The 16605-nt window shown below is 72.1% G+C and carries 13 protein-coding genes; 5 read left to right on the plus strand and 8 right to left on the minus strand.

The window, feature by feature from the left end:
• Window positions 1–64 precede the first annotated feature (64 nt).
• Together IO30_RS0130020 and IO30_RS0130025 are read right to left on the minus strand one after the other, a co-directional pair.
• A complete protein-coding gene (locus IO30_RS0130020; RefSeq protein ID WP_031148138.1) occupies window positions 65–865 on the minus strand; it encodes a hypothetical protein in 801 nt (266 codons plus the stop codon).
• Window positions 866–870: 5 nt separating this feature from the next.
• Window positions 871–1473, minus strand: a complete 603-nt coding sequence (locus IO30_RS0130025) for a papain-like cysteine protease family protein (RefSeq protein ID WP_031148140.1) — start codon at window positions 1471–1473, stop codon at window positions 871–873.
• 231 nt (window positions 1474–1704) lie between these two features.
• On the opposite strand from IO30_RS0130025, the gene IO30_RS0130030 reads away from it, so the two are divergent.
• Window positions 1705–2646, plus strand: coding sequence for a hypothetical protein (locus tag IO30_RS0130030; RefSeq protein WP_031148141.1), 942 nt, complete (start codon window positions 1705–1707; stop codon window positions 2644–2646).
• Between the two features lie 3 nt (window positions 2647–2649).
• On the opposite strand, the gene IO30_RS0130035 is transcribed toward IO30_RS0130030, so the two are convergent.
• A complete protein-coding gene (locus tag IO30_RS0130035; protein WP_031148142.1) occupies window positions 2650–3081 on the minus strand; it encodes a Rieske (2Fe-2S) protein in 432 nt (143 codons plus the stop codon).
• A gap of 84 nt (window positions 3082–3165) precedes the next feature.
• Between IO30_RS0130035 and IO30_RS0130040 the strand changes: the two genes are divergently transcribed.
• Window positions 3166–4047, plus strand: a complete 882-nt coding sequence (locus tag IO30_RS0130040) for a carbohydrate kinase family protein (protein ID WP_031148143.1) — start codon at window positions 3166–3168, stop codon at window positions 4045–4047.
• 78 nt (window positions 4048–4125) lie between these two features.
• On the opposite strand, the gene uvrA is transcribed toward IO30_RS0130040, so the two are convergent.
• Window positions 4126–7131: an excinuclease ABC subunit UvrA gene (uvrA, locus tag IO30_RS0130045; RefSeq protein ID WP_031148145.1), complete on the minus strand. Its 3006-nt coding sequence runs from the start codon at window positions 7129–7131 to the stop codon at window positions 4126–4128.
• A 186-nt stretch (window positions 7132–7317) separates the two neighbouring features.
• On the opposite strand from uvrA, the gene IO30_RS0130050 reads away from it, so the two are divergent.
• The 3 genes from IO30_RS0130050 (at window position 7318) to IO30_RS0130060 (ending at window position 10163) form a co-directional block, all read left to right on the plus strand.
• Window positions 7318–8010 (plus strand): maleylpyruvate isomerase family mycothiol-dependent enzyme, encoded by a 693-nt coding sequence (locus IO30_RS0130050; protein WP_031148146.1) that lies wholly within the window; start codon window positions 7318–7320, stop codon window positions 8008–8010.
• 9 nt (window positions 8011–8019) lie between these two features.
• On the plus strand, window positions 8020–8676 hold the full coding sequence (locus IO30_RS0130055) for an MBL fold metallo-hydrolase (protein WP_031148148.1): 657 nt from the start codon (window positions 8020–8022) through the stop codon (window positions 8674–8676).
• A 146-nt stretch (window positions 8677–8822) separates the two neighbouring features.
• Window positions 8823–10163 carry an MFS transporter gene (locus IO30_RS0130060; protein WP_078904859.1) on the plus strand — a complete coding sequence of 447 codons (1341 nt, stop codon included), beginning with the start codon at window positions 8823–8825 and terminating at the stop codon, window positions 10161–10163.
• 27 nt (window positions 10164–10190) lie between these two features.
• On the opposite strand, the gene IO30_RS0130065 is transcribed toward IO30_RS0130060, so the two are convergent.
• The 4 genes from IO30_RS0130065 to uvrB all read right to left on the minus strand — a co-directional run bounded on the left by IO30_RS0130065 (window position 10191) and on the right by uvrB (window position 16351).
• Window positions 10191–11171: a TerC/Alx family metal homeostasis membrane protein gene (locus IO30_RS0130065; RefSeq protein ID WP_031148152.1), complete on the minus strand. Its 981-nt coding sequence runs from the start codon at window positions 11169–11171 to the stop codon at window positions 10191–10193.
• 269 nt (window positions 11172–11440) lie between these two features.
• On the minus strand, window positions 11441–13399 hold the full coding sequence (locus tag IO30_RS0130070; RefSeq protein WP_031148154.1) for a TerD family protein: 1959 nt from the start codon (window positions 13397–13399) through the stop codon (window positions 11441–11443).
• A 123-nt stretch (window positions 13400–13522) separates the two neighbouring features.
• Window positions 13523–14101: a TerD family protein gene (locus IO30_RS0130075; protein WP_031148155.1), complete on the minus strand. Its 579-nt coding sequence runs from the start codon at window positions 14099–14101 to the stop codon at window positions 13523–13525.
• An 87-nt stretch (window positions 14102–14188) separates the two neighbouring features.
• Window positions 14189–16351 (minus strand): excinuclease ABC subunit UvrB, encoded by a 2163-nt coding sequence (gene uvrB / locus IO30_RS0130080; protein ID WP_031148157.1) that lies wholly within the window; start codon window positions 16349–16351, stop codon window positions 14189–14191.
• Between the last annotated feature and the right edge of the window lie 254 nt (window positions 16352–16605).

Raw genomic sequence — 16605 nt, forward strand, 5'->3', positions numbered from 1 at the left:
GGCGGCGGGTCGGACCACGGCGGCTGCGCGGCGGGTCCGACCACGGCGGCTGCGCGGCGGCGGATCAGGCCTCGGCGGCCCTGCGGGTCAGGCCGCGGCGGCGGCGCAGGGCCAGCAGGCGGGCACCGGCCAGGGCGAGCGCCCCCGCCCCGCCTGCGAGCAGGCCCGCCGGGGTCCCGGATTCCCGGGGGCCGGGCTGCGCGAAGCCCCCGGCCACGCCCTGGCGGGCGTACGCCGAGCCGGGGAGCTTGTCCCCGTACTCCTTGGTCACGCGCAGGCGGTACGCGGCGAGGGTGGTGCCCCCGGCGCCCACGGCCCGCACCGCGTCCTCGTCCAGGGGCAGCACCTCGGCGTCCCCGGCGACGTACCAGGCGTCGATCTGGGGCTCCCGGAAGACGGTCCCGCCGGGCAGCTTGGCGGCGCCGAGCTGCGCGTAGCGGAACTCGTCGTCCCCGGTGGCGATGTTCACGACCTGCCAGCCGGACCCGGTCCGCGCGGTCCACAGCGCGGCCTGCTGGCCGTCGGAGGAGACCGCCTTGCTGGCGAGGAACTCCAGCCGGGCGACGCTCGCCCCGGCCCTGCCCGCGACGAAGTCCGGGGAGAGGTGGTGCACCGGGACGGCCTCGCCCTCGATGCGGGGCTGCGCCGCGGTGAGGGAGACCTTGCCCTCCCGGGCGAAGAACCGGGCGAGGGTGGCCAGGGTGTCCGGGGCTGCGGCGGCCCCGGCGGCGGCCGCCCGGGCCTCGGCGGTGGCGGCCTCGGGCCGGGGTGCCGGAGCCGCTGCGGCGGCGGAGGCCTGCGGAGCGGGGCCGAGCAGGACGGCGGCGGCGAGGACCGCGGCCGCGGCGGTGGCGCGCGGGGTCATGGCGGTCACGCCCCTATCCGGTAGAGGGAGTGGGTCCAGGAGAAGGTGCTGTTGTCGACGTACCAGGCGTGGGAGGCCCAGTTGTAGCGGTCGCTGGAGGGCCAGGGGTCGCCCCAGTAGACCCAGCTGTTGGCGGTGTCGTAGCCGTAGATGACGTGCATGTGGCCGCCGCCGTTCGCCCACTGGATGCGGGTCTCGACCGGACGGTTGGCGTTGATCTCGGTCTGGACGGTGGAGTACTGGAGCCAGCCGTTCACGTAGGAGCCGGAGTTGACTCCGGCCCAGCGCAGGCCGGTCTGGACGTTGCCGAGGGTGGCCTGGTTGTTGGGGCAGTCGTAGCCCTGCTGGCGGTTGAAGGCGGCGTTGCAGAACTGGTTCTGGCTGTAGTTGCGGCCGAACCAGGTGGCGATGGTGTTGCCGCCCGCGGCCCAGCACCAGTTGGTCTTCTGCTGCGCCTGCATGGTGATGTTCAGGCGCTTGGAGGCGAGGGCCGCGCTCACGGTGTCCGGGCCGGCCTCGGCGGCGGTGGCGGTGCCGGCGGTGGACAGGGCCATGAGCAGGGCGGTGAGGAAGGCGGCCAGGGAAAGCCGCCGGTTTCGGTTGCGCATCGCGTTCCTCCCGAGGTGGGGAGTGGGGGGGGTGGAGGAGCGCGTCCGGACGCTGTGGAGGAGCATCAGGGTGTTGTCGCGATCAGGTCAACACGCTTCAATACGCGGTGACATCGCAGTGTGAACGGTGGGGACTGCGGTGTGAACGGTGGCTGCGGTTCCACCTGGTCTCCCGTCCGCCGGCGCGTTCCCCCTGCTCCGGCGCGAGTGAACGTTCACAGAGGAGGCTCCATGGGGACGGCCGGGGAAACGGCGGGTACGGCGGAGTTCGGCCAACTGCTCCGCGGCGGCCCCTTCCACCTGGCCCTGCGGGCCGCCCTGGCCGCCCGCGGGCTCCCCCTGCACCGGGTGCAGCACCGCCTGGCGGCCCGCGGCATCAAGGTCGGGGTCACCAGCCTCAGCTACTGGCAGCAGGGGGCCCGGCGGCCCCGCCACGCGGAGTCGCTCCGGGCCGTCCGCGCCCTGGAGGAGATCCTGGAACTGCCGGACGGGGCCCTGCTGCGCCTGCTGAGCACCCCCGGGCCCGGCACCGGACCCACCCGCCCTCCGGGCCGCTCCTACCGGGCCCTGGTGGACGCGGGCGCGGCGGTGGAACGGCTGCTGGAGTCGATGGACCTCCCGCCGGACGGCGGCCTGCACTCGGTGGGCCACCACGAACGGGTCCGCATCGGCCCCGCGGGCGAACTGCGCGGGCGCGACTCCCAGCAGATCGTGCGCGCGCACCGCGACGGCGTCGACCGCTACCTCGCCGTCCACCACGGCGACCCGGGCTGCGACCCGTCCCGGGTGGAGGTGACGGCGTACGAGAACTGCCGCACGGGCCGGGTCCGGTGGCACCCCGAGGCGGGGCTGGTGGTCGCCGAGCTGCTCTTCGACGCCCGGCTGCGGCGCGGCGACACGTACGTGTTCGGCTACCGCGTCGAGGACGGCACGGGCGCGCGCAGCACCGAGTACGTGCGCGGTTTCAACTACGCGGGCGGCCAGTACATGCTCCAGGTCCGCTTCGACGAGGCCGCGCTGCCGGTGCGCTGCCTGCGGTTCGCCCGCAGCGGCCCCGGGGCCCCGCGCACCGGCCTGGCGGACCTGACCCCGAGCGGCCGGCACCGGGCGGTGCACCTGGTGGAACGCGAGGTGCGGCGCGGGCTCCTGGGCATCGCCTGGGACTGGGCCTGAGCGTCAGCCCGCGACGAGGTTGCCGTTCTCGGCGCGGACCGGGACGGCGGGCAGCGGGTCGGTGGCCGGTCCGCGCAGCACCTTGCCGGTGCTCACGTCGAAGCGGCTGCCGTGGCAGGGGCAGTTCCCCTCACCTTCGACGATCTTGTCCAGGACGCAGCCGGCGTGCGTGCACTGGGCGCTGAACGCCTTGTACTCCCCCTCCGCCGGGCAGCTGACGATCAGCTTCCGCTCCCGGTAGAGCTTCGCCCCGCCCACCGGCACGTCGGCGGCGGCCCCCAGCTCCACCGGGGCGGTGGGCGTCGCAGGGGTGTTCCCGCCGCTGTTCGTCGCGATGGAGCAGGCCGTGAGGGCCGCACCGGCGCCGGCGGCTCCCGCGAGCGCGGCGGCGCCCCGCAGAACGGTACGGCGGGCGGGGGACGGCGACGCGGGCATCTGGTGCTCCTGGAGGAAGGGCTGCGAGGGGCTGGGCACGGCGCTCCCGACGATACCGCCGCCGGATGGGGTACCTTCCCCCGCGTGATCGTCGTCGGCGGAGAAGCCCTGATCGACCTCGTGCCCGTGGCCCGGCCGCCTGGCGCGCTGCTGCCGCGGCCGGGCGGCGGACCGTACAACACCGCGTTGGCGCTCGGGCGGCTCGGCGCGGAGGTGGCCTTCTGCTCCCGGGTCTCGGCGGACGGCTTCGGGGAGACCCTGCTGGCCGGGCTGCGGGCGGCCGGGGTGGACCTGTCGCTCGTCCAGCGCGGGCCCGAGCCGACCACCCTGGCCGTGCCCTCGCTGGGTCCGGACGGCTCGGCCTCGTACGGCTTCTACGTGGAGGGCACCGCGGACCGGCTGTTCACCCTGCCCCCCGCCCTCCCGCCAGGGGCCCGGGCTCTCGCGCTCGGCACCTGCTCGCTGGTCCTGGAGCCGGGGGCGAGCGCGTACGAGGACCTGCTGCGCCGCGAGTCCGGGCGCGGGCTGCTGACCTTGCTGGACCCCAACATCCGGCCCGCGCTGATCGCGGACCCGGCGGCCTACCGGGCCCGGTTCCTGGACCGGCTGCTGCCCTGCACGACCGTCCTCAAGCTGTCGGAGGAGGACGCGCTGTGGCTCGGGGGCCGGCCCTCGGACTGGCTGGCGGCTGGACCGTCGGCGGTGGTGCTGACCCGGGGGGCGGCGGGCCTGACGGTGTGGACCCGGGAGGGCGCGGAGCACACGGCCGCGGCCCGGCCGGTCGCCGTGGCCGACACGATCGGGGCGGGCGACACCGTCAACGCGGCCCTGCTGCACCGGCTGGCGGCCGCGCCCGGCGCCCCGGTGGACTGGCCCCAGGTCCTGGCCTACGCCGCACACGCGGCGTCCCTGACCTGCAGCCGCCCGGGCGCGGAACCCCCGTACGCAGCCGAACTCACCAGCTGACCGGGACGCCCCGGGCCCCGTACGGCTGAGGGGCCCGGCCTCATGGCCGGACCCCTCCTCGGCGGTACCGCGCAGCGGCTACGCCTTGCGGGTCCTCGTCGTCGCCTTCTTCGCCGGGGCCGCCTTCTTCGCGGCGGCCGCCGTCTTCTTCGCCGGGGCCGCGGCCCGCTTGGCCGGAGCCTTCTTGGCCGGGGCCTTCTTGGCCGCGGACCGCGCCGGGGGCACCTCCGCGTCGGAGATCCGGTCGGCGCCCAGGATGTCGCGCAGGAACTTGCCGGTGTGGCTCGCCCCGACCGAGGCGACCTGCTCCGGCGTGCCCTCGGCCACGACCAGACCGCCGCCGTAACCGCCCTCCGGGCCCATGTCGATGACCCAGTCCGCGGTCTTGATGACGTCCAGGTTGTGCTCGATGACGATCACCGAGTTGCCCTTGTCCACGAGCCCCGACAGCACCTTGATCAGCTTCGAGATGTCCTCGAAGTGCAGACCCGTGGTCGGCTCGTCCAGGACGTACACCGTCCGGCCCGTCGACCGCTTCTGGAGCTCGGAGGCCAGCTTCACGCGCTGCGCCTCGCCGCCCGACAGCGTCGGCGCGGACTGGCCGAGGCGGACGTAGCCCAGCCCGACCTCGTTCAGCGTCCGCAGGTGGCGCGCGATGGTCGGCACCGCCTCGAAGAAGTCCAGCGCCTCCTCGATCGGCATGTTGAGGACTTCCGCGATGGACTTGCCCTTGTAGTGGACCTCCAGCGTCTCCCGGTTGTAGCGGTCGCCGTGGCAGACCTCGCAGGGGACGTAGACGTCCGGCAGGAAGTTCATCTCGATCTTGATCGTGCCGTCGCCGGAGCAGTTCTCGCACCGGCCGCCCTTCACGTTGAAGGAGAAGCGGCCCGGCAGGTAGCCGCGCACCTTCGCCTCCATCGTCTCCGCGAAGAGCTTGCGCACGTGGTCGAAGACGCCGGTGTACGTCGCCGGGTTGGACCGCGGGGTCCGGCCGATCGGCGACTGGTCCACATGCACGACCTTGTCGACGAGGTCGTCCCCGTCCACCCGGGTGTGGCGGCCGGGCACCGAGCGGGCGCCGTTCAGCTCGCGCGCCAGGTGCGTGTAGAGGATGTCGTTGACCAGGGTCGACTTGCCCGATCCGGACACGCCGGTCACGGCGGTGAGCACGCCCAGCGGGAAGGACACGTCGATGTCCCGCAGGTTGTTCTCCTTGGCGCCGTGGACGGTCAGCCTGCGCTCGCCGTTCACGGGCCGGCGGACGTCCGGGATCGCGATGGAGCGCTTGCCCGACAGGTACTGCCCGGTCATCGACTCGGGGTTCTTCAGCAGGTCCTTCAGCGAGCCGCTGTGCACGACCTTGCCGCCGTGCTCGCCGGCGCCCGGGCCGATGTCCACGACCCAGTCGGCCACCTTGATGGTGTCCTCGTCGTGCTCGACGACGATGAGCGTGTTGCCCATGTCCCGCAGCCGCACCAGCGTCTCGATCAGCCGGTGGTTGTCCCGCTGGTGCAGGCCGATGGAGGGCTCGTCCAGGACGTAGAGCACGCCGACCAGGCCGGAGCCGATCTGCGTGGCCAGGCGGATGCGCTGGGCCTCGCCGCCCGACAGGGTGCCGGCGGCGCGGTTGAGCGAGAGGTAGTCCAGGCCGACGTCCACGAGGAAGCGCAGCCGCTCGTTGACCTCCTTGAGGACGCGCTCGGCGATCTTCTTGTCGCGGGCGTCCAGGCGCATCCGGCCCAGGAAGTCCGCGCACTCGCTGATCGACATCGCGGCGACCTCGGCGATGGACTTCTCCATCACCGTCACGGCCAGGACGATCGGCTTGAGCCGGGTCCCGTCACAGGTCGGGCAGGGCACCTCGCGCATGTAGCCCTCGAAGCGCTCGCGGCTCGCGTCGCTCTCCGACTCCGAGTGCCGCCGCTTCACGAAGGGCACGGCGCCCTCGAAGGCCGTGGTGTAGGCCCGCTCCCGCCCGTACCGGTTGCGGTAGCGGACCTCGATCTGCGTCTTGTGCCCGTACAGCAGGGCCTTCTTCGCGCGCAGCGGCAGACCGGCCCACGCGATGTCGGTGCGGAAGCCCAGCTCCTGGGCGAGCGCACCGACCAGCCGCTGGAAGTAGTCCTTGGTGTGGCCGAGCGACCACGGCGAGACGGCGCCCTCGTCGAGGGACCTGTCCTCGTCCGGGACGATCAGCTCCGGGTCCACCTCCATGCGCGTGCCGATGCCCGTGCACTCCGGGCAGGCGCCGAAGGGCGAGTTGAAGGAGAAGGAGCGCGGCTCCAGCTCCTCGAAGGACAGGTCGTCGTACGGGCAGTAGAGGTGCTCGGAATACATCCGCTCGCGCTCGGGGTCGTCCTCGGCGAGGTCGACGAAGTCCAGGATGACCATGCCGCCGGAGAGGCCGAGGGCGGTCTCCACCGAGTCGGTGAGCCGGCGCTTGGCGCTGTCCTTGACGGTGAGGCGGTCGATGACCACCTCGATGGTGTGCTTCTCCTGCTTCTTCAGCGTGGGCGGCTCGGAGAGCTGGATGGTCTGCCCGTCCACCCGCGCCCGGCTGTAGCCCTTGGTCTGCAGGTCGGCGAAGAGGTCGACGAACTCGCCCTTGCGCTCGCGCACCAGCGGCGAGAGCACCTGGAAGCGGCTGCCCTCGGGGAGCGCGAGCACCTTGTCGACGATGGCCTGCGGCGACTGGCGGGAGATGGGGCGGCGGCACTCGGGGCAGTGCGGCTTGCCGATGCGGGCGAACAGCAGGCGGAGGTAGTCGTAGACCTCGGTGATCGTGCCCACGGTCGAGCGCGGGTTGCGCGAGGTCGACTTCTGGTCGATCGAGACGGCCGGGGAGAGGCCCTCGATGAAGTCCACGTCGGGCTTGTCCATCTGCCCGAGGAACTGGCGTGCGTACGACGAGAGCGACTCGACGTAGCGGCGCTGGCCCTCGGCGAAGATCGTGTCGAAGGCCAGGGAGGACTTGCCCGACCCGGAGAGTCCGGTGAAGACGATGAGTGAGTCGCGGGGCAGGTCGAGCGAGACGTTCTTCAGGTTGTGCTCGCGAGCGCCACGAACGATGAGACGGTCGGTCACGCCGGTCCGCACCTTTCTTGAGAGAGCGGGGGCACGGGCCCCCGTCCCAGGGTATGGGGGGCGCCTCTGCGATGGACTTGCTGTCTGGACTTCCGAGCGTATAGCACGCACATTCGATTTACGGCACTGCGCAGACCGCTTCACCCGATCGTGTGGCCGGGGGCCCCGAGCACTAGGCTCGGGACCATGACTGATCATGTGCACGACCTGCGATCTGTACGTGAAGCCACGGACCGACTGCTGACCGCTGTCGCGAAACTGGACAACGCCGCCCTGGCCGGGGAGTCACATCTCCCCGGCTGGACCCGCGGGCACATCCTGGCCCACCTCGCACGCAACGCGGACGCCCTCGTCAACGTCCTCGAGGGGCGCCCCATGTACGAGAGCGCCTCCGCGCGGGACGCGGACATCGCACGCGACAGCGACCGGTCCCTGGAAGAACACCTGACGGACCTCCGTGATTCCGGGGCCCGCTTCCTCGCCACCACCGAGCCCGCCCAGGACTGGTCCCGCACGGTCGAGCTGCGCAACGGAGTCACCGACCTCGCGGCCAACGTGCCCTTCCGCCGGCTCGTCGAGGTCGAGCTGCACCACGTCGACCTGAACATCGGCTACGAGCTCTCGGACCTCTCGGAGGAGTTCACCACCCGCGAGATCGTCTTCCTCGCCGACCGCTGGTCCGGCCGCCCCGAGGTCCCCCCGGTGACCCTGGAGGCCGGCCCCGGCGAGGTCTGGCACACCGGCGGCACCGAGGGCACCCCGGTGGCCCTCCAGGGCCCCCGGGACGAGCTGCTCGGCTGGCTGGCCGGGCGCGGCCGCCGGGGCGCCGGTCTCACCGTCGTGGCCGGAGACGGCCTCCCCGCGCTCCCGCCGCTCTAGGATCAGGACATGACGTACAGCGGAGCGGTCAAGGTCGGCGGTCCGGCCGACGTACACGAACTCGCGGACCTGATGATTTCCAAGGTCGCGGTGGGCGCGATGAACAACAACGCCTACCTGCTGCGCTGCCGGGCCACCGGCAAGCAGCTGCTGATCGACGCGGCCGCGGACGCGGACGCGCTGCTCAGCCTGATCGGGGAGGACGGCATCGAGTCCGTCGTCACCACCCACCGGCACGGCGACCACTGGGGCGCGCTGCAGAGCGTCGTCGAGGCGACGGGCGCGACCACGTACGCGGGCGCCTACGACGCCGAGGGCATCCCGGTGCCGACCGACGTCCCGGTCGCGGACGGCGACACCGTACGCGTCGGCCGGGTCGAGCTGACCGCGCGGCACCTGGTCGGCCACACCCCCGGCTCGATCGCCCTGATCTACGACGACCCGCACGGGCACCCGCACGTGTTCACCGGCGACTGCCTCTTCCCGGGCGGCGTCGGCAACACCTGGGGCGACCCGAAGGCCTTCGCGCAGCTGGTCGACGACGTCGAGCACAAGCTCTTCGAGCAGCTGCCGGACGAGGCCTGGGTCTACCCGGGACACGGCAACGACACCACTCTCGGCGCCGAGCGGCCGCACCTGGCCGAGTGGCGCGAGCGCGGCTGGTAGACGGCCCGCGCGTCAATTCCGGTACGCGCTGCACTCCTTCCGGTCGATGAAGGCCGAACGCACGTCCTGACGGCCGGGGAGGGGGTATCTGCTGCTCCATGCGACAAGACCCCTCCCCGACCCCGACCGGCACCTCCGGGCCCGGGATGCTGCGGCTCGCCTCGGCCTCGCTCGCCGGCACCGCCATCGAGTTCTACGACTTCTTCGTCTACGGCACGGCCGCGGCCCTGGTGCTCGGCCCGCTCTTCTTCCCCTCCTTCTCCCCCCTCGCCGGGACCCTCGCCGCGTTCGGCACCTTCGGCGTCGGCTTCCTCGCCCGCCCGCTGGGCTCGGCCCTGTTCGGCCACATCGGCGACCGCTACGGCCGTCGGCCCGTACTGCTGGGCTCCCTGCTGCTCACCGGCCTCGCCACGGTGGCCGTCGGCTGCGTCCCGACCTTCGCCTCGATCGGCGTGGCCGCGCCCCTCCTGCTGCTCCTGCTGCGCTTCCTGCAGGGGCTGGGCCTGGGCGGTGAATGGGGCGGGGCCGTCCTGCTGACCGCCGAGCACGCCCCCGAGCGGCGGCGCGGGCTCTGGTCGAGCTTCCCGCAGATCGGTCCGTCGGTGGGGTTCCTGCTGGCCAACGGGATCGTCCTGGCCCTGTCCGCGACCCTCACCGAGGCCCAGTTCACCTCCTGGGGCTGGCGGGTGCCGTTCTGGGCGGCCGGGCTGCTGGCCCTCGCCGGGCTGTGGCTGCGCCGCTCGGTGGAGGAGACCCCGCAGTTCCGCGCGCTCGCCGAGTCCGGGCGGCGGGCCGAGGCCCCGCTGGCCGAGGTGGTCCGCGGCCACTGGCGGCTGCTGCTGCTGACCGGCGGGGCGCTCGCCGTGGGTTACGCCGTCTTCTACGCGGTCACCACCTGGTCCCTCGCCTACGCCACCGAGCAGCTCGGGGTGAGCCGCACGGTGGTGCTGGCCTGCATCATGGGCGCGGTCGCGCTCAAGGGACTGGTGACTCCGCTGGTCGCGGTGGCGGGCGACCGGTACGGGCGCCGGCCCCTGTGCCTGGCCGGATGCACGGCCTGCGCCCTGTGGATGTTCCCGCTCGTGGCCCTGCTGGACACGGCCGATCCCCTGCTGATGACCCTGGGCTTCGTCGTGGCGCTGCTGGGCATGGTGACGATGTTCGCGGTGGTGGGGGCGTACCTGCCCGAGCTGTACGCCCCGCGGATCCGCTGCACGGGCGCGGCCGTCGGCTACAACCTCGGCGGGGTGCTGGGCGGGGCGCTGACCCCGCTCGTGGCGACGGCCCTGGCGGACGGTTCCGGTCCGCCGTGGGGCGTGGCGGTGTACCTGACGGCCGTCGCCCTGCTCAGCCTGGGCTGCTTCGCGCTGCTGCCGGAGACCGCTCCGGCGGCGCTCAGCAGGCGGGCGCGTACGGATACGGATGCTGGTGCGGGTACGGGTGCGGGTACGGAGAAGGGGGCGGCCGAAGCGGCCGCCCCCGTGTAGCTCCCGTAGCCCTCGCAACTACCGGCGTTACGCCTCGACGCTCTCCTGGGCGGCGGCCTCGGCAGCCGCCTGCTTCTTGGAGGCGATGAGGCTGGTGATCGTGGTGATCACCAGGACGCCGCAGATCACGCCGAGGGAGACGGGGATCGAGATCACCGGGACGTGCACCCCGCTCTCGTGCAGGGCGTGCAGCACCAGCTTGACGCCGATGAAGCCCAGGATGATCGAGAGGCCGTAGCTGAGGTGGACGAGCTTCTTGAGCAGTCCGCCGATGAGGAAGTAGAGCTGGCGCAGACCCATCAGCGCGAAGGCGTTCGCGGTGAACACGATGTACGGGTCCTGGGTGAGGCCGAAGATCGCGGGGATCGAGTCCAGGGCGAAGAGCACGTCGGTGGTGCCGATGGCGAGCATGACGACCATGAGCGGGGTCAGGACGCGCTTGCCGTTGGTCTCGATGAAGAGCTTGGTGCCGTGGTACTTGTCGGCGACGCCGAACTTCCTCTCGACGGACTTCAGGAGGCGGTTCTCCTCGAACTCCTCCTCGTCCTCGTCCTTGCGGGCCTCCTGGATCAGCTTCCAGGCGGTGTAGATGAGGAACGCGCCGAAGATGTAGAAGACCCAGGAGAAGCTGGCGATGATCGCCGCGCCGGCCGCGATGAAGATCGCGCGCAGCACCAGGGCGATGAGCACGCCCACGAGCAGGACCCGCTGCTGGAGGTGGGAGGGCACCGCGAACTTCGCCATGATCAGGACGAAGACGAAGAGGTTGTCCACGCTCAGGGACTTCTCGGTGATGAAGCCGGCGAAGAACTCCTGGGAGGCCTGGCCGTTGCCGAAGAACCACAGGCCGAGGCCGAAGAGTCCGGCGAGGACGATCCAGACGATCGTCCAGGTGCCCGCTTCCTTGATCGATACGTCGTGCGGTTTGCGGCCGATGAAGAAATCGGCGCCGATGAGGAGCGACAGACCGAGAATGGTCAACGCCCACAGGGTCCAGGAAACTTCCACGGTAAACACGCCTCCGGCGGATGGCTCAGCACTTCGTCAGCGTCATCGCTGCCGGAGGTCTCTTCCACCCGGACGGCCTGGAGGCCGTGGGCCGACGCCCCGGGCCCGGCGGCGGTCGTTCACCGCAGCGGTCCGTATTGACGGGTACGTCGTAGCAGGAAAGCAGGAATACTCCCCTCCGCACCGCTTAGCCTACCCGGCCGAGGCGGATTAGGTAAAGGGAGTACCAAGGACTGGTCAGCGGCAGGTCATCCGCCCGCCGCTTCCCGTCACGGCCGGGCCGTCCGCCGGGCCTGCGCGATCCGCTCCAGTGCCTGGTCGAGGACCCGGCTGCCCTGCGGGGGCAGGTCCGGCTCGAAGGTCCAGGCGTGGCCGACCCAGGGGTCGGCGAGATGGTTGTCCGGGACGGGCGACAGGCGCATCAGCGAGCGCCACAGCGGGTCCAGCAGCGGTCCGTAGGCCGAGGCCTCGTCACGGTCCGCGACCATCAGCAGGTGCACGCCGACCGCCGAGCCCTCGTCGGCGAGGTAACGGAGCTGGGTGACGGCCCGGTCGTCGAACCCGTGCGGGAAGTCGTGCACGATCAGCAGCTGCTCGGCCGTGTCCAGGTCCGGCGGCAGGTCCTCGGGGGCGCCGGCCCGCAGCGCCATCTGTACGAGGTCCACCCGGCGGGTCAGCTCCGCCAGGGTCTTGGTGACGCCCGCGGCCCCGGCGGCGGGCGGCCCGGCCAGCACCCCTGCCCGCACCAGCGGCGCCAGGGAGGCGGCTCCGGCCCCGGCGGCGTCGATGACGTGGACGGAGAACCGGTCCCCGGGGTGCACCGCGAGCAGCCGCACGGCGTGCGCGACGGCCATGTCCATGGCGGCCCGGCGCAGCCGGTCGGTGTCCATGGTCATCGCGGCCTCGGAGCCGGTGCGGCCGTTGTCGATCCACAGGCCACGCTCCAGCGGGACCCGGACCAGCATGGGGATACGCAGGGAGGGCTGCTCGGGCAGGTGCAGGTCGCCCAGGCGCAGGGCGAGCGGCCCCTCCTCGGGCGTGCGGTGGCCGTGCCACACGGGATTGTCCCAGCGCGCGTACGAGGCGGGCAGCGCGGGCTCGACCACCTCGGACTCCGCGACCAGCTGGACGAGGTCCCGGTCCAGGACGGCCCGCGCCTGGGCGACGAGCTCCTCGCGCCGGGCCCGCGCGGTGTCGCGGGCGGCGTTCCCGGAGCCGCCGAGGCGGTGGCGCGGGTCGGACAGGGCCTCGTCGAGCTCGCGGTCCATCCGGGAGTCGGCGAACTCGACGGCGCTGCGGTAGGCGGCGACCGTGCGGGCCAGGTCCTCGAACATGCCCCACACCTGGTTGTAGAGCCGCTCCTCCATGGACCAGCCGCTGGCGTCCCCGGCGACGGGCACCGGCGGACGGCCGGGCTGCGGCGCGGGTGCGGCCCGCGGCGCCGGCTCGGGCGGCTCGGTGCTGGTGCGACGGCGGCGCGGGTGGGCGTAGCTGATGGTGGGCGGGGAGCCGGCGGTGTCACCGCCCGGGGCGGTGCCGGGGGTGCCGGCGTACGGGCTCCCGGAGAGCGGGACCGGCTGCGGCGGCGGCTCGGGCGCGGGCTCCTGCGGGGCGTGCAGCTCCCGCGTGGCCGAGGGCATCGCGGCGAGGGTGCGGTCGTCGTCGCCGAGGACGCCGCCTGCGGGCGAGGCGGTCCGCAGGACGGTGGCGGCCAGCTCCGTGGCCTCGGGCAGGGCCATGCCGCCGGCGGCGAGCAGGGCTCCGAGCCCGTCCGCGTACCCCTGGCCGACGGCCCGGACCTTCCAGGCGCCCTGGCGCCGGTACAGCTCCAGGGCGACGACGGCGGTCTCGGCCTCCAGCCCGGTGAGGGTGAAGCAGGCGAGCTCGGCCCCGGCCCCGTCGGCCACGGCGACGTAGGAGGCGGGGACGGCGCCGAAGCGGGCAGGCCCGCCGGGCGGCAGCACGAGGAGGACGCCGACCTGGTGTATCTCGGCGGCGACCGCGTCGAGGTCCACCGCGAAGGCGTGCCGGTCCGCGGCCTCCCCCGGCACCTGGAGGCCGGGGAGGGAGCGGGCACCGGGGTGGCCCAGGGTCCCGGAGCCGGCGAACCGGCCCTGTTCGTCGGCGAGCGAGGCCAGGACGAGCACGGGCGTGCCCGCCGAGACCCTGACCTCCACCCGGCTGTGGGACACGGGGTGGTTCTGCCCCCGGACCAGTTCGGCCGTCATCGTGCAGCCCCTCCCCCGTGCCTTCTTCTGTTCACAGCTCTCGTACGGCTTGCGTCCGTACGTCACGTCTTGCGTTGTTGTGCAGGGACCGCAGGGACCCGGCGGGCCCTGCGGCTCCACGTCCTACAGGTGCGGCAGGATCGACGGCATCAGGTCCTGGAACGTCCGGCCGTTGGCCGGGTTGCCGAGGGCCGTCATCTGCCAGCCGGTCCCGACGCGGGACACCTTCGCCATGATCTGCGCGGTGTACTGGCCGCCGCCGTCGAGGGTGTAGCGGGCCAGCTCCTGGCCGTTGGTCTCGTCGACGATGCGGCAGAACGCGTTCTGCACTTCCTGGAAGGTCTGGCCGGTGAACGAGTTCACCGTGAAGACGATCTGGTCGATGTGCACCGGCACGCGCTGGAGGTCGACGAGGATCGACTCGTCGTCACCGCCCGCGCCCACGCCGCCGACGAGGTTGTCGCCGGTGTGCCGGACCGAGCCGTCGTCGCTCTGCAGGTGCCGGAAGAACACGACGTCCACGGGCTGCTTGTCGGCGAAGAGTACCGCCGAGGCGTCCAGGTCGATCTCACGGGTCCGCGAACCGAACAGCCCGCGGCGCTTCGCCGCCTGCCAGCCGAGGCCCATCCGGACCGCGGTCAGCGTGCCCCCGTCCGCCTTCTGCAGACTGATGGCCTGACCCTTGGTCATGTTGACCGTCACGTACTGTCCCCTCTCCGTAGCCCGCCCGCTAACGGGCGCGCAGCATGTACCTGCGGCTGTGGCACAACCCTACTGACAGGCTCCGGCTCAGGCGAGGCCCGCTTCCTTCATCTGCCGCAGCTCCTTCTTCAGCTCGCTCACCTCGTCGCGGATCCGGGCGGCCACCTCGAACTGCAGCTCGGCGGCCGCGCCGCGCATGCGCTCCGTCATCTGCTCGATGAGCGAGGCCAGTTCGGCGGCGGGCCGGTCGGTGAGGACCTCCCCGGCGGCTGCACCCTTGGCGCCCTTCGCCCCCTTGGCGGCCTTGCCCGCCTTCCCCACGGCCGCCTTGCCGCCGAGGGCCGGCACCGGCGCCTTGGCCGCCTTGCCGTCCTTCGTCTGCCGGTAGCCGGTGCCGAGGAGCTCCTCGGTGTCGAGCTCCTCGCGGGCGATGGTGGCGACGATGTCGTTGATCTTCTTGCGCAGGGGCTGCGGGTCGATCCCGTTGGCCGTGTTGTAGGCGATCTGCTTCTCGCGGCGCCGGTTCGTCTCGTCGATGGCCTTCTCCATCGCCGGGGTCATCTTGTCCGCGTACATGTGGACCTGACCCGACACGTTGCGCGCCGCGCGGCCGATGGTCTGGATCAGGGAGGTCCCGGAGCGCAGGAAGCCCTCCTTGTCCGCGTCGAGGATGGCCACCAGGGACACCTCGGGGAGGTCGAGGCCCTCGCGCAGCAGGTTGATGCCGACCAGGACGTCGTACTCGCCGGCGCGCAGCTCCCGCAGCAGCTCGATGCGGCGCAGCGTGTCCACGTCGCTGTGCAGGTAGCGGACCTGGATGCCGAGCTCCAGGAAGTAGTCCGTGAGGTCCTCGGACATCTTCTTGGTGAGGGTGGTGACCAGGACGCGCTCGTCCTTCTCCACCCGCTGCCGGATCTCGTGGACCAGGTCGTCGATCTGGCCCTCGGTGGGCTTGACGACGACCTCGGGGTCGATGAGGCCGGTGGGACGGATGATCTGCTCGACGAAGCCGTCGCCGCGCGAGAGCTCGTACTTGCCGGGGGTCGCCGACAGGTAGACGGTCTGGCCGATCCGCTCCTGGAACTCTTCCCACTTCAGCGGCCGGTTGTCGAGGGCCGACGGCAGCCGGAAACCGTGGTCGACCAGGGTGCGCTTGCGGGAGGCGTCGCCCTCGTACATCGCGCCGATCTGCGGCACGGTGACGTGCGATTCGTCGATGACGAGGAGGAAGTCCTCGGGGAAGTAGTCGATGAGGGTGTTGGGAGCGGAGCCGCGCTCACGGTCGTCCATGTGCAGCGAGTAGTTCTCGATGCCCGAGCAGGACCCGATCTGGCGCATCATCTCCAGGTCGTAGGTGGTGCGCATGCGCAGGCGCTGGGCCTCCAGCATCTTGCCCTGCTTCTCCAGCTCCGCGAGGCGCTCGGCCAGCTCGGCCTCGATGCCGCGGACCGCCTTCTCCATGCGCTCGGGGCCGGCGACGTAGTGGCTGGCGGGGAAGACGTACAGCTCGCGGTCCTCGCTGATGACCTCGCCGGTCAGCGGGTGCAGGGTGGAGAGGGCCTCGATCTCGTCGCCGAACATCTCGATCCGGACGGCCAGTTCCTCGTAGACCGGGAAGATCTCGATGGTGTCGCCGCGCACCCGGAAGGTGCCGCGGGTGAAGGCCACGTCGTTGCGCGTGTACTGGATGTCGACGAAGCGGCGCAGCAGCTGGTCCCGGTCCATCTCCTCGCCCACCTTGAGCGAGACCATCCGGTCCACGTACTCCTGCGGGGTGCCGAGGCCGTAGATGCAGGACACGGAGGCGACGACGATCACGTCGCGCCGGGTCAGCAGCGAGTTGGTCGCGGAGTGGCGCAGCCGCTCCACCTCCTCGTTGATCGAGGAGTCCTTCTCGATGTAGGTGTCGGACTGCGGTACGTAGGCCTCGGGCTGGTAGTAGTCGTAGTACGAGACGAAGTACTCGACGGCGTTGTTCGGCAGGAGCTCGCGGAACTCGTTCGCCAGCTGGGCGGCGAGCGTCTTGTTCGGCGCCATGACCAGGGTGGGGCGCTGAAGCTTCTCGATCATCCAGGCGGTCGTCGCCGACTTGCCCGTGCCGGTCGCACCCAGCAGGACGACATCCTTCTCACCTGCACGGATGCGCTTCTCCAGCTCGGCGATGGCCGCCGGCTGGTCGCCGCTGGGCTGGTAGGGGCTGACGACCTCGAAAGGCGCCACCGTGCGTTCGATCTTCGATACGGGCCGCATGAGTCCACCGTACGACCCGCCACTGACACTCACGCAGCCGCACGGCTGCGCGGCGCCCGGGCAGGCCGGGCGGGCGGCCCCGGCGGGCACGTCCGGCAGGCGGGTCCGGCAGGCCGTGTCCCCTCACACGTTCTGGTCCGTTTGTCGTAGTTCGGTGGCGGCGCGGTGATCTTCAACCCCATGATCGCGGTACAGGCTCCGGCGTGCAGCGCATCGCCGCAACGTTGGTCGCTCCGCACATGTCTGACGCAGGA

This window comes from Streptomyces xanthophaeus (genome assembly GCF_000725805.1).
GTDB classification, from domain to species: Bacteria; Actinomycetota; Actinomycetes; order Streptomycetales; family Streptomycetaceae; genus Streptomyces; species Streptomyces xanthophaeus.